The sequence below is a fragment of the Ruminococcus sp. B05 genome, from assembly GCF_003628495.1.
Taxonomy (GTDB): domain Bacteria; phylum Bacillota; class Clostridia; order Lachnospirales; family Lachnospiraceae; genus Schaedlerella; species Schaedlerella hominis.
Map to the genome: position 1 here is coordinate 54,287 of NZ_RBZR01000009.1, position 24,432 is coordinate 78,718.

The 24,432-nt window shown below is 39.9% G+C and carries 27 protein-coding genes; 25 read left to right on the forward strand and 2 right to left on the reverse strand.

What is annotated here, in order from left to right; all coding sequences use genetic code 11:
• Positions 1-3: 3 nt before the first annotated feature.
• The 8 genes from D8Q48_RS08565 to guaA all read left to right on the forward strand — a co-directional run bounded on the left by D8Q48_RS08565 (position 4) and on the right by guaA (position 8,321).
• Positions 4-795, forward strand: a complete 792-nt coding sequence (locus D8Q48_RS08565) for a GTP pyrophosphokinase family protein (RefSeq protein ID WP_117990041.1) — start codon at positions 4-6, stop codon at positions 793-795.
• A 127-nt stretch (positions 796-922) separates the two neighbouring features.
• A complete protein-coding gene (locus tag D8Q48_RS08570; RefSeq protein WP_130647818.1) occupies positions 923-1,177 on the forward strand; it encodes a hypothetical protein in 255 nt (84 codons plus the stop codon).
• A gap of 109 nt (positions 1,178-1,286) precedes the next feature.
• Positions 1,287-1,541 (forward strand): sporulation transcriptional regulator SpoIIID, encoded by a 255-nt coding sequence (gene spoIIID / locus D8Q48_RS08575; protein WP_117990043.1) that lies wholly within the window; start codon positions 1,287-1,289, stop codon positions 1,539-1,541.
• Between the two features lie 79 nt (positions 1,542-1,620).
• Entirely contained in the window at positions 1,621-2,865 is a 1,245-nt protein-coding gene (locus tag D8Q48_RS08580) for an extracellular solute-binding protein (RefSeq protein WP_172696960.1), read from the forward strand.
• Entirely contained in the window at positions 2,865-4,565 is a 1,701-nt protein-coding gene (locus tag D8Q48_RS08585; protein ID WP_121056247.1) for a histidine kinase, read from the forward strand. The genes D8Q48_RS08580 and D8Q48_RS08585 overlap by 1 nt, the downstream gene beginning before the upstream one ends.
• Positions 4,566-4,600: 35 nt before the next feature.
• Positions 4,601-6,142 (forward strand): response regulator, encoded by a 1,542-nt coding sequence (locus tag D8Q48_RS08590; RefSeq protein ID WP_121056250.1) that lies wholly within the window; start codon positions 4,601-4,603, stop codon positions 6,140-6,142.
• Positions 6,143-6,331: 189 nt separating this feature from the next.
• Positions 6,332-6,562, forward strand: coding sequence for an HPr family phosphocarrier protein (locus D8Q48_RS08595; RefSeq protein ID WP_022075512.1), 231 nt, complete (start codon positions 6,332-6,334; stop codon positions 6,560-6,562).
• Positions 6,563-6,773: 211 nt separating this feature from the next.
• Positions 6,774-8,321 carry a glutamine-hydrolyzing GMP synthase gene (guaA, locus tag D8Q48_RS08600; protein WP_121056252.1) on the forward strand — a complete coding sequence of 516 codons (1,548 nt, stop codon included), beginning with the start codon at positions 6,774-6,776 and terminating at the stop codon, positions 8,319-8,321.
• Positions 8,322-8,511: 190 nt separating this feature from the next.
• Here guaA and D8Q48_RS08605 read toward each other — a convergent pair whose 3' ends face one another.
• Positions 8,512-9,048, reverse strand: a complete 537-nt coding sequence (locus D8Q48_RS08605) for a helix-turn-helix transcriptional regulator (RefSeq protein WP_118045242.1) — start codon at positions 9,046-9,048, stop codon at positions 8,512-8,514.
• Positions 9,049-9,260: 212 nt separating this feature from the next.
• Between D8Q48_RS08605 and D8Q48_RS08610 the strand changes: the two genes are divergently transcribed.
• The 9 genes from D8Q48_RS08610 (at position 9,261) to D8Q48_RS08650 (ending at position 15,629) form a co-directional block, all read left to right on the forward strand.
• Positions 9,261-9,440 carry a DNA-binding protein gene (locus tag D8Q48_RS08610; protein WP_121056254.1) on the forward strand — a complete coding sequence of 60 codons (180 nt, stop codon included), beginning with the start codon at positions 9,261-9,263 and terminating at the stop codon, positions 9,438-9,440.
• Positions 9,441-9,458: 18 nt separating this feature from the next.
• Positions 9,459-10,559 (forward strand): site-specific integrase, encoded by a 1,101-nt coding sequence (locus D8Q48_RS08615; RefSeq protein ID WP_121056256.1) that lies wholly within the window; start codon positions 9,459-9,461, stop codon positions 10,557-10,559.
• Positions 10,543-10,866 carry a mobilization protein gene (locus tag D8Q48_RS08620; protein WP_121056258.1) on the forward strand — a complete coding sequence of 108 codons (324 nt, stop codon included), beginning with the start codon at positions 10,543-10,545 and terminating at the stop codon, positions 10,864-10,866. The genes D8Q48_RS08615 and D8Q48_RS08620 overlap by 17 nt, the downstream gene beginning before the upstream one ends.
• Positions 10,863-11,993 (forward strand): AAA family ATPase, encoded by a 1,131-nt coding sequence (locus D8Q48_RS08625; protein WP_121056260.1) that lies wholly within the window; start codon positions 10,863-10,865, stop codon positions 11,991-11,993. The genes D8Q48_RS08620 and D8Q48_RS08625 overlap by 4 nt, the downstream gene beginning before the upstream one ends.
• A 98-nt stretch (positions 11,994-12,091) precedes the next feature.
• On the forward strand, positions 12,092-12,325 hold the full coding sequence (locus tag D8Q48_RS08630; protein WP_121056263.1) for a complexin-2: 234 nt from the start codon (positions 12,092-12,094) through the stop codon (positions 12,323-12,325).
• A gap of 27 nt (positions 12,326-12,352) precedes the next feature.
• Positions 12,353-12,637 carry a hypothetical protein gene (locus D8Q48_RS17185; RefSeq protein ID WP_243116257.1) on the forward strand — a complete coding sequence of 95 codons (285 nt, stop codon included), beginning with the start codon at positions 12,353-12,355 and terminating at the stop codon, positions 12,635-12,637.
• 172 nt (positions 12,638-12,809) lie between these two features.
• Positions 12,810-14,102 (forward strand): plasmid recombination protein, encoded by a 1,293-nt coding sequence (locus D8Q48_RS08640; protein WP_118045334.1) that lies wholly within the window; start codon positions 12,810-12,812, stop codon positions 14,100-14,102.
• A gap of 154 nt (positions 14,103-14,256) precedes the next feature.
• Entirely contained in the window at positions 14,257-14,790 is a 534-nt protein-coding gene (locus D8Q48_RS08645) for a DUF6323 family protein (RefSeq protein ID WP_118045237.1), read from the forward strand.
• 5 nt (positions 14,791-14,795) lie between these two features.
• Positions 14,796-15,629 (forward strand): DUF6179 domain-containing protein, encoded by an 834-nt coding sequence (locus D8Q48_RS08650; protein WP_118045236.1) that lies wholly within the window; start codon positions 14,796-14,798, stop codon positions 15,627-15,629.
• A gap of 528 nt (positions 15,630-16,157) precedes the next feature.
• On the opposite strand, the gene D8Q48_RS08655 is transcribed toward D8Q48_RS08650, so the two are convergent.
• Positions 16,158-16,688, reverse strand: coding sequence for a helix-turn-helix transcriptional regulator (locus D8Q48_RS08655; RefSeq protein ID WP_009247529.1), 531 nt, complete (start codon positions 16,686-16,688; stop codon positions 16,158-16,160).
• Between the two features lie 448 nt (positions 16,689-17,136).
• Between D8Q48_RS08655 and D8Q48_RS08660 the strand changes: the two genes are divergently transcribed.
• The 8 genes from D8Q48_RS08660 to D8Q48_RS08695 all read left to right on the forward strand — a co-directional run bounded on the left by D8Q48_RS08660 (position 17,137) and on the right by D8Q48_RS08695 (position 24,365).
• The gene (locus tag D8Q48_RS08660; protein WP_009247528.1) at positions 17,137-17,325 is read left to right on the forward strand and encodes a transcriptional regulator; all 189 of its coding nucleotides are present in this window, start codon (positions 17,137-17,139) and stop codon (positions 17,323-17,325) included.
• Entirely contained in the window at positions 17,326-18,417 is a 1,092-nt protein-coding gene (locus D8Q48_RS08665) for a site-specific integrase (RefSeq protein ID WP_009247527.1), read from the forward strand. It begins immediately after the preceding gene.
• Positions 18,407-18,742 carry a hypothetical protein gene (locus D8Q48_RS08670; protein WP_009247526.1) on the forward strand — a complete coding sequence of 112 codons (336 nt, stop codon included), beginning with the start codon at positions 18,407-18,409 and terminating at the stop codon, positions 18,740-18,742. The genes D8Q48_RS08665 and D8Q48_RS08670 overlap by 11 nt, the downstream gene beginning before the upstream one ends.
• Entirely contained in the window at positions 18,732-19,886 is a 1,155-nt protein-coding gene (locus tag D8Q48_RS08675) for an AAA family ATPase (RefSeq protein ID WP_009247525.1), read from the forward strand. Before D8Q48_RS08670 ends, D8Q48_RS08675 begins: the two co-directional genes overlap by 11 nt.
• Positions 19,887-20,220: 334 nt before the next feature.
• The gene (locus D8Q48_RS08680) at positions 20,221-21,381 is read left to right on the forward strand and encodes a plasmid recombination protein (protein WP_009247524.1); all 1,161 of its coding nucleotides are present in this window, start codon (positions 20,221-20,223) and stop codon (positions 21,379-21,381) included.
• A gap of 26 nt (positions 21,382-21,407) precedes the next feature.
• Positions 21,408-21,785, forward strand: a complete 378-nt coding sequence (locus D8Q48_RS08685; RefSeq protein WP_009247523.1) for a TnpV protein — start codon at positions 21,408-21,410, stop codon at positions 21,783-21,785.
• A 453-nt stretch (positions 21,786-22,238) separates the two neighbouring features.
• Positions 22,239-23,783, forward strand: a complete 1,545-nt coding sequence (locus D8Q48_RS08690) for an ATP-binding cassette domain-containing protein (protein ID WP_009247522.1) — start codon at positions 22,239-22,241, stop codon at positions 23,781-23,783.
• A gap of 84 nt (positions 23,784-23,867) precedes the next feature.
• On the forward strand, positions 23,868-24,365 hold the full coding sequence (locus tag D8Q48_RS08695) for an aminoglycoside nucleotidyltransferase (RefSeq protein WP_009247521.1): 498 nt from the start codon (positions 23,868-23,870) through the stop codon (positions 24,363-24,365).
• Positions 24,366-24,432: the final 67 nt, after the last annotated feature.

Sequence of the window (24,432 nt, forward strand, 5' to 3'; positions counted from 1 at the left end):
CTGATGGGTAGACTTAATTTTGAAAATAAAACGGAAAACAGACGGAATCTTGAAAGCAAATTGGAAAAAAGAAAAGAAGAGTTTGTACGAAACAATTTGTTGTCAGACGAATTTATTGAGTTTGTTCAGAAAAATAAAAAACCATTTGATACATTAATGTCTTATTATCAATGTGCAATCATGGAGGTTGAGACAAAATTTAAGGTCTTGAGCGAAGAGTACTCACTGGAGTATGATCGAAATCCGATTGAAAATATTAAGTCCAGAGTAAAATCGTTTGACAGTTTACTAAAGAAAATCCGTAGAAAAAATATTCCGCTTACAATGACATCGATTGAGGAAAATATTCAGGATATCGCAGGGGTTCGCGTAATTTGTTCTTTTCCAGATGATATTTACAGGCTTGCAGATTGTTTGCTGAGTCAAGATGATATTATTTTGTTAGAGAAGAAAGACTATATAAAAAATCCAAAACCAAGCGGATATAGAAGCTTGCACCTGATCATACAAACACCGATTTTCCTCCAAGAAGGAAAAAGGATGGTGACAGTAGAAGTGCAGCTTCGAACGATTGCTATGGACTTTTGGGCAAGTCTGGAGCATAAGCTTCGTTATAAGAAAAACATTTCTGAAGAACAAAGTGTATTTCTGGCAGAAGAGATGAGTCAGTGTGCAGAAATCAGTGCATCACTGGATGAGCGGATGCAGAAAGTAAAAGACATGCTTATACAGTCGGAAGAAGAGTCAAAAGGACCAGAAAAGTCAACACGATTACTGAACTTGATAAACCGGTAGGGACGGGGTTTGTGGCTCTTTTATGGATAATAGATTTAACATTCTATTACATGGATTTAACATTTACAGACATCTGATTTAACGTCAGCTTGCTAAACTTTCAAAGTAGAAAGGGAAGGAAGATGATATGATGAAAAAAATATGGGATTTCTGTAACGATAAAAATTTAGGAAGAGAGAGCAAGATTAGATTATTTTTATTTTTGAATATCATTTGCTGGTGTGGAATCGGAGCAGCACTTTGGCTTGTAGTAAGCAGAGTTGCTTTAGATAATATGACATGGCTTTTCGTATTTATCGGATATGCAGGAGTATTTCCTGGATGGATTGTCGGAATGCTTAAAATGATGAATATGGGAAATGAATTGGCAGTGAATGAATAAACAAAAATATGAAAGTTATTTTTAAAAAGACTTCCAGAAATTTGAATCAGACATACAATAACAGACCCTTGCATAGATTGTAAAAAACAAACTATGCAGGGGCTTTTCTATGAGAGATTATATTGAAGAGCGGGCAATCGAGATTGCAAATTACATCATACAAGAGAAGGCAACGATCCGGCAGACAGCAAAAAAATTCGGAGTGTCAAAATCGACTGTACATAAGGATGTAACCGAGCGTCTGGTCCAAATCAACCCATCACTTGCACATGAGGCACGTAAAGTCCTCGATACAAACAAATCAGAGCGCCACATTCGTGGTGGACTTGCTACCCGAGAAAAATATTTACATTTACATGTATAGAATACTTAATTTTATTGCGACTCTCTTTAATAGTAAGGTATAATCAATACAGAAAGATATGGAATACGAGGGGAGCAGCATGAACAAAAGAAATCTTTGGAGAAAATGGTACATTTTTTTAATGGGAAGTTGTCTTGTTATGGGACTGTTGGCGGGGTGTCAAAAAGAGAAACAAACGTCACTTAAGACCAGACAGACTTTGACACTGTGGCATTATATGGATTCACCGGCGAGGAAGCAGGCATTGTCAGATATAGCAGATGCATTTAACGATTCGCAGGCAGATATCGAAGTAGAAATACAGTATGTGCCGGATGAGGATTTTAAAAAACATCTGGCACTTAGTATGGCAGATGGAGATATGCCAGAACTTGCACTGGTGGATTCTTCTGATTTGAATTATTTTAATGCGATGCAGCCATTTGTAAATGTGACAGATCAGATTGAAAATCTAGATGAATATTTGCCAGAGGCAATAGCATCTTGTAAGGTGGACGGACAGATGAAAGGGATGCCGCTTGGGATGAATTGTGCTGCTTTATTTTGTAATACAGAGATATTGGAGGAGGCCGGTTTACAAGTTCCAAAAACATGGGATGAATTACAGGAAACAGCCTTAAAATTAACAAAAGATAATCGTTACGGTTTTGCTATGCCGGCACTTCGAAGCGAAGAAAGTGTTTTCTCGTTTTTGCCATTACTTTGGGGGTATGGAGGGGAAATAGCAGAAATAGAATCAGAGGAAAGTCAGGCTGCATTTCTAAAATTAAGAGAACTGTCGGAATCAGGAGCAATGAGCCCACAGGTAAATAATCTGATTACTGGCGATATTGTAAGACAGTTTATGGAAGGAAATGTGGTTATGGTTCTGGTTACATCTGCTTTTCAGCAAACAATCCAGAAAGAAAAGCCAAACATGAAATATGTAATGACACTTCCGCCGTCCGGTAATGAAAATAAAGAATGTGTAACCGCAATCGGCGGAGAAGTTCTTGTAGTAACGCCTGGGGAGAAGCAGGATGAAGCGATGGAATTTGTTAAATTTGTTTCTGAAAAATGTCAGATGGAAAAATTATTAGAGCAGATAGGATATCTGGCTCCACGCGAAGATATTTTGCAGGAGCAGATAGCAGAAAATGAAGATTTAAAGAATACCTGGCAAATTATGCAACAAGCCCGGCTGAGAGAATTTTCAGTGGATTGGCCATATGTATCTGTTGCGTTGACAGATGCAATGGAAGAAGAGATCGTAGGAGAGATACCACAATCGGTGATTATATCAAATCTAGCAGAAAAATTAAGGAAAAACAGGGAGGCAAAATGATGAAAAAAATCAAAAGCCTCAGAGGCAGAATATTTGTGGATATAATGATCGTGGCAATGTTTCCAATTTTAATTTTTGCTATTATATCGCAGGGAAGTCTGCGTGTCTGGCAGAAGAATGATTTACAGGAACGGATGCAGGCAAATCTTGAGAATGCAGATCGATGCCTTGATATTCAGTTAGATAAGTATAATGCGATTCTGTTTGATTTGTGTACGGATGATGTAGTAGTTGAGGCTGTTGAAAATATTAATAATAATAATGATGCGATGGAAGTTAATACCAGTAAATTACGTCATGAACTGAGTCATGTTTGTAATCGAAATCAAGGAATAGAAGGTATTACAATATTTCTTGCAAATGGTGAAGTCATATTTTACGATAAACAAAATTCATCATCTACATCCAGTGACTGGGCAGGAAAAGTACATTGCCCAGAGGTGAAGAAAGAGCAGGTTTATCAAGGACAGATACAACCGATAGTTGTAAATGATAAACACACATATTTACTGCAAATTGCGAGAAATCTAATCGATTATCGAGATATTCATGAAAAGCTTGGAACCGTTGTATTCAGTATAGACGAACAGTTGATTTCAGATATATTGCAGGTCGGAGCAAATGCGAATACTTATTTGCTGGAAGGAAATTATGTTATAAGTGCACCATCGGTAGCCAAAATTGGGCGGACTTTAGATTCAGTAAAGAATACGAGAAAAAATTTATATATTTCTAAAGTGAATCAGATGAGTCAGTTTACTATTTGCATAGAAAGAGATATATCGACATACAGAAAAACAATGAATGAACAAGTTGGTCTGTTACTAGGTGTTGCGTTTATTGCGTTTCTTGTTATGATTTTTTTAAGTTATATTTTTACTCGTCCATATATTCATGTTATCCAGAGTGTAGGACAGGGATTTCATGAAGTTGAAACGGGAAATTTTGAAACACGTCTGGAATTTTGGAAGCGTGCACCGGAAGAAATAAAAGATATAGAATTCGGATTTAATGAGATGGTGGAAAATCTGGATAATTTGATTAATCAGGTGAAGCAGGCGTTATTAGAGCAGAAGAATGCAGAATTATCTGCATTGGAAGCTCAGATTGACCCACATTTCTTATATAATACATTGGACAGCATTAATTGGAAAGCAATTGAAAATGAACAGTATGATATCAGCAGTATGTTGGTTGCTTTGGCGAATATTTTACGATATACGGTAGACAATGCAGGCGGAACATCAACATTGGCACAGGAACTTGGATGGCTGAAACAATATATGTTATTGCAGGGGACAAGGCTGGGAAAAATTCCTGTTATTGAGACAGATATACCAGAAGAACTATTCGGATTTCAAATTCACAAGCTATTGTTGCAGCCATTCGTGGAAAATTCAGTAAAATATGGATTTTATGGCAAGGAAGAAGAATGTGTGTTAAAAATATCAGCGAGAAAAATGGAGCATCAGATTCATATACAAATCGAGGATAATGGTAATGGAATAACACAAGGCAAGCTTGATGAATTAAATGATGAGCAAAGAGATATGACAGGTCATCTGGGTATAACAAATGTGAGAAAGCGGTTGAAATTATATTATGGTGAAGAAGCAATGGTATATTTTGAAAGCGAAGAACACTTATATACGAGAGTACATTTGTTTATACCAATGGCGGATGAATATCAAAAAGCGTAACAGTAGGGGAAGAAAAAATAGAAACGGAGGGGAAGATGAGAATTGTAGTTGTTGAAGATGAAGCACCAATCCGAGAAGGCATGGCAAAGATTCTTAGTAAAATAAATACAGATTATAAGGTAGTCGGGACCGCTGTAGACGGAGAAAAGGGGCTGGAATTGATACGGAAGGAACGGCCGGATCTTGTTATTATGGATATCCGTATGCCTCGTATGACGGGATTAGAAATGCTTTCACAATTGCGACAAGAGCAAAATAAGTGCAAGGTAATTGTGTTATCGGCATATTCAGATTTTGATTATGCAAAACAGGCAATTGAATTAGGTATTGAAAATTATTTGCTTAAACCAATCAATATAGTAGAATTAAAAAATGCATTACAGCAGGTAGAAGCTGAGTTGGCAAAAGCGCAGAATCAAGACAGGGCTTTCTCGCTTGAATACATTTTCAATAGTTGTATCAACGGGCAACTTCAGCCAGATGACGCATTTCATAAAATGACGCAAGAAAAATATGGATTTACAGTGAGAGATTCTGCTGAAATAATGTTGATATGGCTTGGAGAAACATATGAAATGCAAATTGAGAGATTAAAGCTTATGATCGAGCAGGGAGTTGGTCAAAGAGTAAGCTATAGTATGTATATGCAGGAAATGGAAATATGGCAGTCATTGGTTATCATATTTTACAAAAATTCGAAAGATACATCATTGTATACATATCTTTCAGAACAAGTGTTGCCAACGGTGTATAAACGAATGAAGATACCAATGGTTAGTATGTGGAAAGAATCTGAAGAAATATGTTCGGTTTCTTCAGATTTAAAAGAAATGTATACACATCTTGAATGGGCATTATTATATGAAGAAGGTAAATTAATCAGAGTAAGTGAAATTGAATCAAAACAAGAGTCAATTCAAAATGGAATCGAGAAATATCCGATGGAGTTGGAAGAACAGGCTAAGAAGTCAATGTTAATAAAAGATAAAGAACAATTAAAATATTGTTGTCATCAATTGCCACAATATTATCAGGATAATCCACAATTTCCAATGACGATAAAGAAAGATATTATTCGGTTTTTCTGGTCACTTGCCAAAGTAGGTGGATTAAAGATAGACGGAAAAGAACCAGATATTCAGGAAAAATTGAATCAGATATCAGGTGCAGTGTGTTGGTTCCAGATTCAGAAAATTGTGGAGCAGACAATACAAATTGTTCAGAACTTGGAGGAGGAGAAAACTCCGGAAGAACATATTAGTGCTATGGTACAAAAAGCACAACAATTAATCCTACAATATTATGATCAGGGAATCACATTAGAAGAAATTGCAGGAAAGTTAGTTGTGTCAGAAGAATATTTAAGTACGCAGTTTAAGAAAGAAACCGGAATGACATTTTCAGAGACTGTGAGAAAATATCGTATAGAAAAAGTAAAAAAACTATTGCTGGAGACTCCTTTTAAATTAAATCAAATTGCAGAATTAGCAGGGTACAGCGATTCAAAGTATATGAGCAAGGTATTTAAAGAAGAAGTAGGAATGCTGCCGAGCGAGTATCGAAAATCATTGCATTAGCTAAGGGAATGTTATCATTTAAAATCAACATTTTTATAATAAAGTTGTTTAAAATATTCTACCTTTTTAAAATATTTCGTCTTTTTTTGTCGAAAAACAGTGCTAATATAATTAATGTAAAGAACAGATTAAAAAGACACAGTAATTAAGAAAGCTGTAAAGAATATATAGAAAAGAAGGTAAAAAATTATGAACGAAATGAAGATAACATTTAAAAAACCAGAAGAAATATTAGATTTTGTAAACAAAGTAGAAAAATATGATTGTGCAATGGATATGAACAGAGGGATTTATGTAGTTGATGGTAAATCCATTCTCGGAATTATGAATCTTGGGCTGAACAATATCATCAATCTGAAAATATATGATGAAGATTGCGAAGAATTAAAAAAAGAAATTGCTCAGTATGCAGTTGCATAAGAAAAGATTAAAGTATATGAATAAAGTAGACACTGTGAGAAAATGAAATTATTTTCTTTCGGTGTCCTTTTTAAAATAAAAGAAAAATGGGACAAAAGTCAAAATTTTTTCTTGTAAATGAAACTACAGTATTTTATAATTGAAGTTAGTCTGAAATATGCAGAATTAATTGGAGGGAATGGTAGAGATATCATCCGAAAGGAGGAACATTTTGAAGAACGAATTAGTGATAGTTCTCGATTTCGGCGGACAGTATAACCAGCTGGTAGCCAGACGTGTCAGAGAATGTAATGTATATTGTGAAATTTATTCCTATAAAACAGATATAGAAAAGATCAAAGCGATGAATCCAAAGGGAATCATCCTCACAGGTGGTCCAAACAGCTGTTACGAAGCAGATTCACCAACTTATACAAAAGAATTGTTTGAATTAGGAATTCCGGTTCTTGGTCTGTGCTATGGGGCACAGTTGATGTCACATGTATTAGGCGGAGAAGTAAAGCTTGCAGATGTTCGTGAGTATGGTAAAACAGAAGTTATCATTGATAAGCCTGAGTCAAAAGTGTTTGCAGGAGTCAGCACACCAACAATTTGTTGGATGAGCCATTTTGACTATATTGCACAGGTCGCTCCAGGATTTGAGATTAGTGCCCACACAGCAGACTGCCCGGTTGCAGCAGCTGAGAATGCAGAGAAAAAATTATATGCGATTCAGTTCCATCCAGAAGTGCTTCATACAGAAGAAGGCACAAAGATGATCAACAACTTTGTGAAAAATGTATGTGAGTGTGCAGGTGATTGGAAGATGGATGCATTTGTAGAAGAAACAATCCAATCAATCAGAGAGAAAGTTGGCGGCGGAAAAGTATTACTTGCCTTGTCGGGAGGAGTTGATTCTTCTGTGGCAGCAGGACTTTTGTCAAGAGCTATCGGAAAACAGCTGACATGTGTATTCGTAGATCATGGTCTGCTCCGTAAAGATGAAGGAGACGAAGTGGAAGGTGTGTTTGGACCAAATGGCCAGTTTGATCTGAACTTTATCCGTGTGAATGCACAGGAGAGATATTATAATAAACTTGCCGGAGTTACAGAACCGGAAGAAAAACGTAAGATTATCGGAGAGGAATTTATCCGAATCTTTGAAGAAGAAGCAAAGAAAATCGGAGCAGTTGATTTCCTCGCTCAGGGAACTATTTACCCGGATGTGGTAGAAAGTGGTCTTGGCGGAGAATCTGCAGTGATCAAATCTCACCATAATGTAGGAGGACTTCCTGATTATGTTGATTTTAAAGAAATTATTGAACCATTGCGCGATCTTTTTAAAGATGAAGTGAGAAAAGCGGGTCTGGAATTAGGTATTCCGGAGAGACTTGTATTCCGTCAGCCGTTCCCAGGACCGGGACTTGGAATCCGTATCATCGGAGAAGTGACAGCAGATAAAGTACGAATTGTTCAGGATGCAGATGCGATTTATCGAGAAGAAATTGCAAATGCCGGATTGGATCGCAGTATCGGACAGTATTTCGCAGCGTTGACAAACATGCGAAGTGTTGGAGTTATGGGTGATGAGAGAACTTATGATTATGCTGTTGCGCTTAGAGCGGTTAATACAGTGGATTTTATGACTGCTGAGGCAGCGGAGATTCCGTATGAAGTTTTGAATAAAGTGATGAGTAGAATTATAAATGAGGTTCGTGGGGTTAATAGAGTATTTTATGATCTGACGAGTAAGCCACCTGGAACGATTGAGTTTGAGTGATGAAATGAACTCTAAAAACCCAGTGTTTATACGGGTTACAAGCAAATTTGTTTAATTGCTGGCAACGATTTGGCAACACTTCTGGTATCATTCATTAAATAACAGAATACTTCAATAACAGAAAAACCTTACTGATTTTCAGAAATGAAGCTGAAAGTCGGTAAGGTTTTTTTGATCTGTAAGGAAAGTACTATTTGTCCGGTTTAAGCCTGTCTTTGAACGCTTCTACGAGATAGTCACTGAGTTCCTTTGAAGGCGAAACTTTGTGCCAGTGTCCGGATGTATCCAGTGCAGGATAATTATACCGCCACTGGTCGTATTCCTCTTTGGTTATTTCTCCCTGCTCCAGACGGGCAGCCTGTTCCCGCCATGCGTGGAACATATCAAACATAGTCGAGTAAGTAGAGCCGCTGAATTTATCTAACCGCAGACATACTTCTCCGTCGATTTCTCCGACTTTCAGACCATACATATCTTCCAGAGCAAAGAGTGTGTGCATAAGACCGAGGTAACTGTCTATATCCGGGACATCGATTGCCCGTGGGCTGACATCAAAGACGTGAGCCATTTCTTTGATGAGATCGATTTTGGGTTTTCTGGCTTCGGATTCATATTGTGCTACACGGACATCAGAGGTCTTTCCGAGAAAGCCGAGAATTTCACCGAGCTGTTTTTGTGTCATGCCTTTTCGATTACGGAAAAAGCGGATTCGCTTGCCGATTGCCATAATAAAACCTCCGTTGCAGTTATAGTGATACAACTATTTTGACTTAAACAAATTTGTTGAATTTAGTATAGCATGAGACAATAAGAATAGCAAGGAAAAACTTAAATAAAAAAAGTTAATATTTTTCTGTAAGCCACTTGACTTAACGGAATTTATTTAGTATTATACATATAAGAATTAAACAAAAACAGTTAGGAAAAGGAGATGGTAGTATGGCAGAAAAATCATTTATGACAGTGGAAGAAGTGGCAAAGGAATTGCGTGTGTCAAAGTCAAAAGCCTACCAGATTGTGCGAGAACTGAATGCAGAATTACAGAAACAGGGCTATTTGACAGTGGCGGGACGTGTGAGCGCTACATTTTTTCACAAAAAGGTCTGTTACAGCGATTGACGGAAAGGAGATGATGAAATGGCTGTATACAAAGATAACGCTACGGGAACGTGGCGGGTAATCTATCGTTTCACGAACTGGAAAGGGGAGCGGAAGCAGACACAGAAACGTGGATTTGCTACAAAGAGAGAAGCACTAGCGTGGGAGCATGAGGTCATGCTGAAACAGGGAGCGAAACTGGATATGACGTTTGCCAGTTTCTTTGAGATTTATGAAGCTGACAAAAAGCAGCGGGTGAAAGAAAGCACATGGGAATCCAAAAGCCATGTAATCCGCACAAAAATTTTACCGTATTTCGGGAATCGAAAGATAGCAGAGATTGAAGCAAAGGACGTTATTGCATGGCAGAATGAACTGATGGCATACCGGGACGAGAAAGGAAAGCCTTATTCAGCGGATTATCTGAAAACGATACACGCCCAACTGACAGCGATTTTCAACCATGCGGTAAACTTCTATAATCTGCCCTACAATCCGGCAAGGAGAGCAGGAACAATGGGAAATGAGGTTCCGAAAGAAATGAACTTCTGGACGAAAGAAGAATATCTGAAATTTTCCGAAGCCATGATGGATAAGCCCCGTTCCTATTATGCCTTTGAAATGCTTTACTGGTGTGGAATCCGTTCTGGCGAGCTTCTGGCTCTTACGCCTGCTGATTTTGATTTTGAGAAACAGACGGTCACGATCAGCAAGACGTATCACCGTTCCAAAGGACGGGACATTATCACAAGCCCAAAAACGAAAAAGAGTAACCGTACAATTAAAATGCCGCCATTTCTCTGCGAAGAAATGCAGGAATATATCAAAATGCTGTATGATATTCAGCCGGACGAGAGAATGTTTACGGTCACAAAATCCTATCTCAACCACGAAATGGAGCGAGGGGCGAAGCAGGCAGGTGTAAAGAAGATACGGGTGCATGATATTCGTCACAGCGCAGTTTCTCTGTTAATTAACATGGGATTTTCTGTGCTGGCGATTGGGGAGCGCATGGGGCATGAGGCAGAGAAAATCACCTACCGCTATGCTCACCTGTTCCCTACGGTGCAGACGCAAATGGCGGAGAAACTGGAAATGGAGAGAATGACAAAGGAGAACACAAATGGAAAGAACACTTGATTACAAAGGGCGATGGCGCAATCATACAGTAGCGTTCCGGGTATCGGACGAGGAAGCAAAGCTGATTAACGATTTGGTTGCACTGTCCGGTTTGACAAAGCAGGATTATATCACAAGGCGTCTGCTGTGCCGGGACGTAGTAGTACAGGGTAATCCGAGGGTGTATAAGGCTCTGAAAAATCAGATGGCTGCTATCTATGAAGAATTAAAGCGGCTGAAAACATTAAGACCTGACAATGATGAGCTGCTCTACACGCTGCAGGTAATCGCAATCACATTATACGGTTTGAAAGGAGAAGATGAATGACAGAAAAAATGAAAACGACTGCTCCCGTATCATCTGTTGGCGCAGATGGGGCGCAGCCGAATATAAAAAAACACAATGAAATTATAGCAAATGAAACAGCACAAATCAATCTGCAAGCCGCACAAAACCTGGAGAAATCCGGGAACGGCAGGCTTCAGACCATTTCCATGACGGAACTGTATGATACGGTCTACCCACCGAGAACACCCATTGTAGAAGGATTCCTTTATGGTGGTACTTATCTCTTTGTAGGGGCACCGAAAGTAGGAAAATCATTTTTTATGGGGCAGCTTGCCTACCATGTGGCAATGGGGATCTCTTTATGGGATTATCCCGTCCGAAAAGGGACGGTGTTGTATCTGGCGTTGGAAGACGATTACGCAAGGCTTCAGCGGCGGCTCTCCGGCATGTTTGGTGTGGAATGTGCGGATAATCTGTATTTTGCGACACAGGCAAAAACCTTGAATGAGGGCTTAGACAGGCAATTAGAGGAATTCCTGAAAGAACATACTGACGCAAGGCTGATTATCATTGACACGCTCCAGAAAGTACGTGAGGTCGGCGGGGACAGGTACAGCTATTCCAGCGATTATGAGATTGTGACAAAGCTAAAATCTTTCAGCGACAAATACGGTATCTGCCTGTTAGTGGTACATCATACACGTAAGCTGGAATCTGAGGATAGCTTTGAGATGATCTCCGGCACAAACGGGCTTCTTGGAGCGGCAGATGGGGCGTTCATTATGCACAAGAAAAAGCGTACTGACAATCTCGCAGTGCTGGATGTTGTGGGACGTGACCAGCCGGATCAGGAACTGACCATAGAGTTTGACCGGGAGCATTGTGTCTGGAAATTTAAGAAGGCAGAGACGGAGTTGTGGAAACAGCCGCCGAATCCATTGCTGGAAGCAATCAACAACTTTCTGACAGAAGACAAGCCGGAATGGGAGGGAACAGCAACGGAACTTGCAGGTCAGCTGACAGATATACAGATACAGGCGAATGTCTTGTCCAGAAAGCTGAATGTAGCTAACAGCCAACTGCTCAACGATTATGGGATTTTTTATAATAACAAGCGGGGGCATGAAAGGAAAATTATTCTTAAACGGCTTGAGTCGAAAGAGTAAAAGCGACGATATGCGACGGTTGCGACGGTATTTTTTATAGCAGGTTGGTATGGAAAATATCGACGCTACCGACGCAAACCGACGCAGAAAGGATTACTATGAAGAATGTGCAGATTTCTCATGAATTATTTGTATCTCTGCTCCGCTATCATTTGATAGAAGATGACAGATGCCTGAATGAAATCCGGCAGGGATTGGAACAGAAACTGGATTCTCTGGTGCGGCATGAATTATATACGAAATATAAGACTGCACCCACTCAGGAAGAACAGGAAAAAGCCAGATGGGAATATCTGGAAAAACGTGGAGTGCCGGACAGCTTTCGCTGGTAGTTTCCTTTGAAGATAGCAGACAGGAGCGTGGCACGCTCCTGTAATAGCAGACAACGAGAAAGGTGTGATTTGATGATAGTTCAGCCAGAATGGGGAACCCGAAATGTGAACAGATTTTTTTACGAAAGTGAAGCCAGGAAGATTGCCGCACTCAATGAAATCTTCGGAGAAGTGGAACTGACAACGGCAGAAATGCGGACGCTGGTATGGCTTGCGGGATGGGAGGAAAGCACGGTAGCAACTCTGGTATCCGCAATCCGAAAAGCTATGGCGGCGGAAGAAAAGCGGCGGGAACAGCCGCTCCGTCCGTAGGACGGACAAGCCCCCGGCAGGGCGCAAAGGCAGCTTTTGATGGACGGAACGGCTGTCAAAAGTGCTTTTGCGTTACTTTCGGCGAAAGTAACAAAGTCTGTGCGCCGTATCCGGCGCTGATTACTGCCCGAAAAGGGAGAGAGGAGAGTTATTGAAGAGAACGATCAGTTTTATGACAGGGAAAGGCTCTGTCAACCATAATAGCAGAAAATTCCATGCGAAGAATACAGATCCAGAGAGAAGTTATCTGAATGTGGAATACTGCAACGAAAATATCAAAGACGTTTATCATGAATTGTTCGATGAAGCGTTAGTCCGTTATAATGAGAAACAGACAAGGAATGACCGCCGGATTGACGATTATTATGAAAAAATCCGTTCAGGGAAACAGGAGAAGCCGTTCCATGAAATTATCCTACAGATTGGCGACAGGGAGACAATGGGAGCGGAAACAGAAGAAGGACGGCTGGCGGCAAAGATACTGGATGAATATATGCAGGATTTTCAGAGAAGAAACCCTACATTAAGGGTGTTTTCGGCTCATCTCCATATGGATGAGGCGACGCCCCATCTGCATATAGATTTTGTACCGTACACGACAGGAAGCAAGCGGGGGCTTGATACAAGAGTATCGCTGAAACAGGCATTAACGGCTCTTGGATTTAAAGGAGGCACCAGACAGGAAACAGAATTAAATCAGTGGGTGGCGGATGAGAAACAGCAGCTTGCCTCAATTATGCTGGAACATGGAATTGAGTGGGAACAGAAAGGCACCCATGAAAAGCATTTGTCCTTGTTGGATTTTGAAAAAAAGGAGAGGGCAAAGGAAGTTTCTATGCTTGAAAAACAGAAATCAGAGTTGGAAGAGCATAATGCCATCATGCAGGAAGTCAACGAAAAATATCTTGATCAGTTGGAGAGGGTTGAGAAGGATATATTTTCAGCACAGGAAAGCCGGAAAGAGGTTGATAAGCAGGCAGAACAGGCAAAGAAAAAGGCAGCGCAATATGAGAAAAAGCTGACGGAGATTGCCCCTATGGTAAAAGAGATGGAGATGTTTGCAGAGAAATATTCTGCTGATCCAGAAGAGGTACTGCCAGAGGCAGGAACGTTGGAAACGGGAAAATCTTACCGTGAGAAAAAGGCAAAGCCGCTGATAAAGAAGATTGTGACGGTGTTGCGATCAGTTTATCGGGCTTATCTGGATCTTTCCAGAAGATTCGGCAATCTGCAAAGATCATATGAGAGGGCGTGGGACAAGGTTAATTCTCTTACTGCCCGTGTAGAGGAACTTTGGAATGAGAATAGAACATTGAAGGAAAGAATGGGAGATTTTAATCGGGTAGAACGGGCTTTGGGACGAGATACAGTTGCAACCATTGTTCTAAGAGAAAAAAGGCTGGAAGAAGAACAAAGAGTGCAGAGACGAAAACAAAAAAGAAAGATGGATAGGGATGCAAGATAATGAAAGCAACTATAAAATACAAAGGGAACGGATTAAAACCGCTCCCTTTTTCCATTATTATAATACCACAAAATTGCTCTGAAAACAAGACTACCAATGTCTCAAGGACGGTGCTATAATCTCTTTCCAAATACGAAGATGGGGAGGGGTTCTTTTGGACAAGGACTGGATGGTTTTATTAAAGGGACAAAATCAACTGAGCAATGTGATTAAAACAAACGAGACAACCGAACAGTTTGGACTTTCCTTAACAGAGGAAGACGCTAAATTGATTTTAGCGGAACGGAAAAACGCACTGGCGGAACAAAAAAGAATTGAGTTTGGTGAAGGAATTGCGACAAAAATCATTTATGAATTTTGCGATTCTGAGTACATTCATCAAAGCAATTATGTGGAAACAATTATTCGATTGCAGGAAATATTTTATCTATATAAAAATGAAATGCATGATGAAATTACAGATGATGAACTTCTCCATTTAATGAAAGAACAGTTTGAAAATATATGCTTTGGCGATTTGGATTATTTAGAGAGTACCTGCCTTGCTAATTTTGCAGAAGCAATCCGGGCTGGTTACGATGGATATAAAGGTTCAGACGGTTATGGAGAATATTCAAAATTTGATGATGTAAAGAGATGGGATTATGATTTATATCTGGAAGCATTGAAAGAACTCTGTTGGAGGTGAAACTGATGGACTATGAAATGGAAGAATTAGTGCCGATTGTGGGCAAGTTGGCTGAGAAATATACAGCACATGAAAGCACATCCATAACATACGAAAAAGCGGAACAGCTTATGGGAGCTGTCTTATATTGCATTCACGAATTGCGGGAAATAAGTGAAAATGCTCCGTCCTTAAATGAAAAAATACCAGCTCAGAGAGCGTATGAAATAGGTGCGGAATATGTTAAGAAAAAGACAGAAAAAGCGCTGGATTTATACAACAGGATTCTGCCCGAATTTTGCCACTATGAAAACAAATGCCTGCATGATACTTTTGTTAAAGGGATACCAGAATTTTTTAAGTGGTACGACATTCGATTTGAACCACAAAATACGATTGTATCTCTTGATTATCCGTTAATGAAAGATATTTCAGAGTATACAGGAATCGACAAGATTTTTGAATTTATCAAATCTATCGGTTTAGAACAGAAATTTTTGAAATTATTTCCTGAGGGTTATGTTATAAATGTCTTGTCAAAGGATAACGGAAATTGGAAGGAATCAATGGATAATATATGTGAAACAGTTTTTATTCATGTAATAGGACATATAATACTGGGAAAATCATTGACGGTAATTGAGTTGGAGGAAGACGATTATTCTTATATGCAGAAGGTGTTTGAACAGACAACTTTGGAGGAGATGAAAAAACAGTTGGCGACTGCGCTTGATGTTTTCGTAAAAAATTACTATGAAAATGACGGGGAACTTTTGAATTATCTTTCAGGTGCTATCGGTAGTATCGTTGTCCGTTTGAAAAACGCTGCTGATAATAAAGTGCTTGCCAATATAATTTAGCATATCGGTTTACCAATATATTTGCCGCTCCGAAAAAGAAATTTTACTGTGCGACATTCAAAAATAGGTTGTCAATCCTTGCGGATTTGTTATAATAAGGGCGTGGCAACATTTTGGCAACGGAAAATCAGCAAGCCAGAATAATTGATGTAATTGAAGTAAAAGACGGCGTGGATTTGCATAAAACTTAAACAAATATAGTTAAGAATAACAAAGGACACGCCGAGTTTGAATAAATCGAGTTGCTTAAAAAAGCCAGTGTTTATGCGGGTTTCAGCGATTTCGATTAGTCTTTTGATAACAAATTGATAACAGTCATAGCAAGTGCCATTATTCTTGTTATCCAGTGGTTTATGGGTAACGGAACAATTAACAGGTGGCTTGCAGACTAAAGTTCGGAGCTTGGCTCTGAACAAATTCCATATTATAAACTAAGCCCTTAGCTGTGGTTAATAACCATAGTTAAGGGCTTTTTTGTCGTTGCCAAAGCATCTGTAGGGAGCTGCCAGTGGCAGGTCCTGTAGGTGCTTATTTATCTTTCAAGTGGTCTTTGAATGCTTCCACGAGAGCGTCACTTAATTCCTGTGATGGAACTTTTGCCCAACGCTGTGTGGTGTCGAACTCTGGATAATGGTAACGCCAGTTATCGTATTCTTCTCTGTTGATTTCTTCGGAAGATAGCTTGTCTGCCTGTTCTTTCCAAGCATACAGCATTTTGAGGAGTTCATATGCTTCTCTGCCTTTGTCCTTGTTGACCTTTAAGCATACCTCTCCGTCTGCTTCACTGACAGTAAGACCGTAAATATCTTCAAGGGTAAACAGAGTGTGCATAAGACCGATATAGCTGTCTATGTCAGGAACATCAAGAGCCTGTGGAGAAACATCAAGCACCTGTGCCAATGCATTTGTAAGGTCTGCTTTCGGTTTGCGTGTACCAGTTTCGTACTGTGCCAAACGCACATCAGCACTCTTTTCTGGAAAACCGATTGCTGTACCGAGATACTTTTGTGTCATACCACGCATTAGTCTGAAAAAATGTATTCTTTCGCTGATAGCCATAATGATACGCTCCTTTTATATTTAGTGAAATAAGTATAGCAGAAATGTTTAGTGGAAGTCAAGAAAAACCGAAACAAAAATGTTTAATATTTTCTTTGCAACCACTTGACAATAGCAAATATGTTTAGTAAAATAAATTACGAATTAAACAAATATGCTTAATGCGACAACTGAATGACCGTCCGAAAAGCCAAACCGCCAAGACCTCGTCGGAGCAAGTTCCGTATCGTTCGCTTGTGTGCAAGCACAAAAGCTCATTCGCTGCACTGCTCCTCCTCTTCCCCAAAAGTCTCCGACTTTTCGGGAACCCCTATACGAGCGAGCGCCTGATGTACTGCGGTGCATTGGGACAGCACAGCGCCTGCCGACAAGCAGGAGTGCCTGTTGGAACTTTAACACGGAGAAAGCGGCAAGCAAAAAATTATTTTAAGAAAGGAAGAAAAAGGATATGGAAAACAGATTTATCCGAGCCGAAGATGTGGCTCAGGAACTAAACGTATCAAAACCTTATGCATATAAACTCATCAGACAATTAAATGAGGAATTGAAAGCAAAGGGCTTTATTACGATTGCAGGGCGTGTAAATCGCCAGTATTTTTACGAAAGGCTCTACGGAGCAGGAAAGGGGGAAATGTAAATGCCGGTATTTAAGAATGAAGATAACGGTACTTGGTATGTGATGGCAAGGTATGTGAACTGGAAAGGGGAACGCAAGCAGAAATGCAAGCGTGGCTTTGCTACCAAACGAGAAGCACAGGAATGGGAAAGAATGTTCAAATTGCAGACTTCTTCAGACCTTGATATGAGTTTTGAAGCCTTTACGGAGCTTTATATCAATGATGTGAAGAACCGTTTGAAGGAAAACACGTGGCTTACCAAAGAGCATATCATACGCACAAAGATACTTCCGTATTTCGGGAAACTGAAAATCAGCGAGATTTCCACAAAGGAGATTATTACTTGGCAGAATGAAATGCTTGCCTATCGTGATGAGAAGAAAAAGCCTTATTCACAGACGTATCTGAAAACGCTGCACAATCAGTTGTCCGCCATTTTCAATCACGCTGTCCGCTACTATGAACTGCGTTCCAATCCTGCGGCAAAGGTGGGAAATATGGGACGTGAGGAACACAAGGAAATGCTGTTCTGGACAAAGGAAGAATACAAGAAATTCTCTTTTGAGATGATGGACAAGCCTGTTTCCTTTTATGCGTTTGAAATGCTTTACTGGTGCGGTATCCGAGAGGGCGAGCTGTTAGCTTTGACTCCGGCAGATTTCAACTTTGATAAGGAAACAGTCACAATCAATAAATCCTATCAGCGTTTGAAAGGGCAGGATGTGATTACTTCTCCGAAAACGAAAAAGAGCAACCGCACGATTAAAATGCCGAAGTTTCTGTGTGAGGAAATGAAAGAATATCTCGGTATGCTTTACGGATTGAAGAAGAAAGACCGTATCTTTACGGTGACGAAAAGCTATCTTCATCACGAGATGGACAGAGGGGCAAAGGCGGCAGGCGTGAAGCGTATCCGCATTCACGATCTCCGTCACAGCCACATTTCACTCTTGATTGATATGGGCTTTTCTGCGGTGGCGATTGCTGACCGAGTTGGTCACGAAAGTATTGATATTACTTATCAGTACGCACACCTCTTTCCGTCAAAGCAGATTGAGATGGCAGAAAAATTAGATGATTTAGGGAAAGGAGATTTTGAAAATGTCAGCTAAGAACAGAGATAACAAAAATCGTTGGAGGAATATCACAGTAGGGTTTCGAGTATCGCCCGAAGAAAACGAACTCATTAACAGAGCTGTAGCTCTATCAGGATTGCCAAAACAGGAGTATTGTTACCGCCGTTGCTTAAATCAGGATGTGGTGGTACAGGGCAATCCGAGAGTGTATAAGGCGTTGAAAACGGAATTTGCCACAGTCCTTGCGGAACTGAAAAGGATTGAAGCAGGAAAAGGTGTGGATGATGAACTGCTGAGTGTAATAGAACTGATTTCCATTATTCTCGGCGGTTTGAAAGGAGAGGATGCGAATGGAGAATAAAAAAGAAATGACTATTCCAAATGTATCTGCGGCAACAGATGCGGAACAGTCACTTTCCAAATGTACTGACAATAGTATAGTCAATCAGGATACGGATTTCAAGGGGTACGAGCAATCTTTTGAAGAAATGCAAAGGGAAATACTCAGACAGTTAGACCCTTCCTATCTGAAAACAGTATCAATGACAACGCTGTATGATACGGTGTTTGAGGTTCAGACACCACTTATCGACGGTCTGCTCCAAAGGGGAACTTACCTTTTCGTAGGTTCCCCGAAAGTGGGAAAGAGCTTTATGATGGCACAGCTTGCCTATCATATCAGCACAGGCACACCGCTTTGGGAGTATAAGGTGCGTAAGGCAACGGTGCTTTATTTTGCCCTTGAAGATGATTACCCACGTTTGCAGAAGCGATTGTTTCAGATGTTCGGTGCAAAGGAGACAGGCAATCTGTATTTCGCAACGGAATGTAAAACGGTCAATGGCGGACTGGAAGAACAGATAAGAGGGTTTATGAGGGAACACCCAGACACAGGCTTGATTATCATAGACACCTTAAAGCGTGTGCGTGAAGCAGGCGGAGCAGATTACAGCTACGCAAGTGATTATGATGTTGTGGCAAGGCTGAAAGCGTTGGCAGACAGTTACAAGGTTTCAATGCTTATTGTTCATCATACACGCAAACAAAAATCGGAAGATATATTCGATATGATTTCAGGCACGAATGGTCTGATGGGTGCGGCAGACGGTGCATTTGTTCTCAGTAAGGACAAGCGTACTTCCAACAATGCCACACTTGATGTTGCTGGCAGAGACCAGCAGGATATGAAAATCCATCTTGTAAGGGACAGCGAGCGATTGGTGTGGAACTTTGCAAAATCGGAAACGGAGATGTGGAAAGAACCGCCCGAACCTCTGCTTGAGAAGATAGCGGATACGCTCTTTTCGGAAAGTGACAGATGGGAAGGAACTGCTTCGGAACTTTGCGAAAGGCTTGCGGTGGATATAAAGCCGAATGTACTTTCTTTAAGGCTCAGTATCAACGCAAGCAGGCTGTTTCGTGATTACGGTATCCGTTATCAGAACAGCCGCACACACGACGGAAGAAAGGTTTCACTTTGGAAAGAAACCGAGCAGACGGCGTGACAAACGGTGTCAAAGGTGTCAATGTTTTTGAGAGCAGCACGCTGTGAAAAACATTGTCACCATCGTCACACTTTGACACCGGATAAAGTTTAGGGGAGTGTGCAGAGAGTGCCTTTTCAAAGGCGGCTCTTTGGTCTCGCCTGCTGGCTCGGTCGGTTCGCAGGCGTGTGTGCCACCGGCACACGCTCACCCCTCGGAGAGCCTTCGGAGAACGCAAAACCTGTTTACAGGTCGCATTTTTGATGGGTGTACCCGTCAAAAGTGCTTTTGCGTTACTTTTGACAAAAGTAACAAAACCTGAGAATGTTGAAATTTACAGATGGGAGATGAAAAAATGCAGAGAACGATAAGTGCAATGGTCGGTAAAGGCTCGGTCAATCACAATAGCCGAAAGTTCCGAGCAGAAAATGTAGACGGAACTCGTACTCATCTCAATATCGACTACTGCAATGAAAATATAAAGACAGTTTATCACGAATTGTTTGATGAAGCATTGGAAAGATACAATGCCAAGCAGATAAGGTCAGACCGAAAGATAAAAGATTATTATGAAAAAATCCGAAGTTCCAAGCAGGAAAAACCGTTCCACGAAATCATTTTACAGGTGGGCGGTAAGGGAAATATGAACGCCGATACGGAAAACGGAGAACTGGCAAAGCAGATTTTAGATGAATACTATCAGGGTTTTCAGGAGCGAAATCCACAGCTTCGGGTGTTCTCGGCTCATCTGCATATGGATGAAGCTACACCACATCTGCACATAGATTTTGTACCTTTTACCACAGGCAGCAAGCGTGGACTTGATACAAGAGTGTCACTAAAGCAGGCTCTTGCAACGCAAGGTTTTAAGGGCGGCAGTCGTGGCGATACGGAGTGGTCGCAATGGATACAGTCCGAAAAAGAACAGCTTGCGGCGGTGATGGAACGTTATGGGATTGAGTGGGAACATTTAGGCACACACGAAAAACATCTTTCTGTTTTGGATTATAAAAAGCAGGAAAGAGAAAAAGAAGTGGCGGCATTAGGTGCGAAAATCGAGCAGAAACAGATTGAATTTGATGTGTTGTCGGAACGAGTATTGAACTATGATAAGGCAAAAGACGAGCTGTCAAATCTTGAAATAGAGCTTGATACTGCACCGAAATATCAGTTGCCAGAACCAGAGAAATTTATGACTGCAAAGGCATATAAAACCAAAATGGCAGAGCCGGTTGTAAGGAAATTGAAGCAACTTGTCAAAACGGTGCTTGCCCGCTGCTTTGAGGGGTGGGACAACTATCATAGGCTGAATACAGCGAATGCACAGTTATACCGCACCAATCAGCGTTTGGAGAAAGTCAATGAAAGATTGACCGAAGAAAACAAAATCCTAAAAGCAGAAAATAAAGATTACAGCCTGCTCCGTAAGGTTTTTGGTCGCAAACAGATAGATGATTTGTTGGAGCAGGCAAGAACAGTTAAAGGTCGCAAGCGTGATAATACACGATCACGATAGACAAAAATCACAGGAGGAAAAGGAAAATGACAAAGACAATTTTTGAAGAAATGGGCGGAACTTATAGACAGGTGGGTGATTATTTATTGCCGAACATCACAGTACCAGCCGAAGAAGAAATAGAGCCGATTGGTTTATGGGGGAAACGACATGCAAGGCATTTAAAGGAACACTATAAAGTGTTATATATGAACCTGCTGACAAGCGGAAAGCTGCATAGTTATCTTGCAGAAGTCGATAAGCAAGCAGAGGATATGTTTCTTCGACTGGTAAAGGAATATGCCGACAGACAAGATGTGACGGAACAATTAAAGAAAGATAATCCCTACGAATGGATTGGAAGAATGAATAATATTCAGGCTTGTGTGAGGGAAGTTGTAGGAACGGAGTTGATTTACACATAAGCGTTTTACGGTATGGTGCTCCTGCGTTTGCTGGAGTGCTGTGGTTGTGGTTGTAAAGAGGTTGTGAAAGATTGAATTTCGTAATGGTTGGATGTATAATTAGGAAGTGAAAATTTTAATTTGCACTTCCATAAGGTGAAATGTATTGACACAAAAAATACAGTATGATAGTATTGCCATTAGAAGAAAGAAAGGCACATTTTGTGTAAGGTGAGGAAATGATTAATAGATAATTTGATTTAAGTAAGACACATATAGTTATTGAGCCTGTAGAGAATAGGTTTGTTTTGTGTACGCTTAAGTTGGATTATCGCAAGAGGCATTTCCTTTGTTTTCCTTTTGGAAAAGAAATAAGGGTCTATTTAGCGAGTCTATTTTTGCGTATGCAAAAAAGACTCGTTTTTGTGTGTTCAAAATAATAATTGGCTCAGACTTCGAAAAGGAGAAACTTTAATGTTGCAGATAAAAAAATTAAATTTAACACATAAAAAAGACCTGAGAATAATTCTTAATGATTTCAACCTTGTGCTAAATGATGGAGATAAGGCAGTTATTATTGGAGAAGAGGGAAATGGGAAATCGACATTAATGAAGTGGATATACAATCCGTCGCTTGTAGAAAACTATATAGAAGCAGATGGGGAAAGGATAATGGGACACGAACGTCTTGGTTATCTTCCGCAGGAGATGCTCGATGAAGATAAGGAAAAAACAATATACGAATATTTTTCTGAAGAGGAAATATTCTGGGAGAAAACGCCTAAAGAATTGTCTGTTATTGCGGGAAAATTTGGAATGAAAAATGATTTTTTCTACAGTAACCAGACAATGGGTAGTCTTTCAGGAGGCGAAAAAGTCAAGACACAACTTATGAGGCTTTTCATTCGCGATGTTTCTGTGCTGTTGTTGGACGAACCTTCCAATGACATCGACATTGCGACGCTTACATTACTGGAAAAAATCATAAATGACTGGAAGCACATTGTGCTTTTTATTTCACACGATGAAACGCTGATAGAGCGTACTGCCAACATGGTGATACATATCGAGCAGATTATACGAAAAACAAAGGCGAGATATACCGTGGCAAAGCTTCCCTATAGACGCTATGTGGAAGAACGGCTTCATAAATTTGAAATCCAAAAACAGCGGGCACTGAGTGACCGTAGGGAGAAAAAGATTCGCGATGAAAAATATCAAAGAGTTATGCAGAGTGTACAAGGTGCATTAAGAAGTTGTACCAGACAAGCACCGTCTGTTGCCAAAAACTTAAAGGACAAAATGCATACGGTTAAGGCAATGGAACGAAGATTTGAAAAAGAAGATGAAAATATGACTCAGATGCCGGAACAGGAAGAAGCAATCTTTGTCAAATTAGGGGATGAAAACTCACACATTCCCGCAGGAAAAACGGTCATAGAATATGAACTTTCAAAGCTTGTGACTCCGGATGGCAAAAGAATTTTAGCAGAAGGAATTCATTTAAAAATAAAAGGTTCAGAAAAAATCTGTATGATAGGAGCCAACGGGGCAGGAAAAACGACTCTTCTAAAAAAGATAGCGGAAGAACTCCTAAATCGGAATGACATTAAAGCAGAATATATGCCTCAAACTTATGAAGACCTGCTGGATTTGGATGTTACACCGGTTGATTACCTTGATAAAACAGGAGATAAAGAAGAGCGTACAAGAATTAGAACATACCTTGGTTCACTTAAATACACACCAGATGAAATGGAGCATCCGATTCGGGAGTTATCAGGCGGACAAAAGGCGAAAGTGCTTCTCTTGAGGATGAGCTTAAGTGGTGCAAATGTTCTTATTCTGGATGAACCGACAAGAAATTTTTCACCATTGTCCGGTCCGGTAATAAGAAAAATGCTCCGAGAATTTCCGGGGGCTGTCATTAGCATTTCTCACGATAGAAAGTATATTGAAGAGGTGTGCGATAAAATATATCAGCTAAATCCTAATGGATTACAGCTAATTGGTGATTGATAACAAAAAGGATGAAAGACTGACAAATTTCAGGCTTTTAGTGAGTTGGAAAGCATACAAAGATTTGAATTTGGAGGATAGATTATGGTACGTACAGAAGATGCATGTGAAATTATAAAATATGCTTTGCAAAACGAAATTAAAGTATATTTAGATGGCGGATGGGGTGTTGATGCACTTCTTAAAAGAGAATCAAGAATACACAATGATATTGATTTGTTTGTTGAACTGAAACATTATCATGATTATATTTATGTGATTAAGCAGCATGGATTTGAGGAAGTAAATACTGATTATACAACGGATGGTCATACTGTCTGGAAAGATGATAAACAAAGAATCATTGATTTACATTGTTTTGAATTTACAGATGACGGAATTGTTTATGAGGGAGATATATTTCCATCAAAAACTTTTTCCGGTATTGGAAAAGTTGGAGATATAACTGTTTCTTGTATTGAACCATTGAGTCAGGTAATGCTTCATTTGGGATATGAACACGATAAAAATGATGTGCATGATGTGATGCTGTTGTGTGAAACATTTCAAATAGCAATACCAGATGAATATAAGGAAAAGTAAAATTTCAGTTTTGTGTTGAATCTCTAAGCAAAATAGCTTATAATTTGACATGCTACATATAGTTATT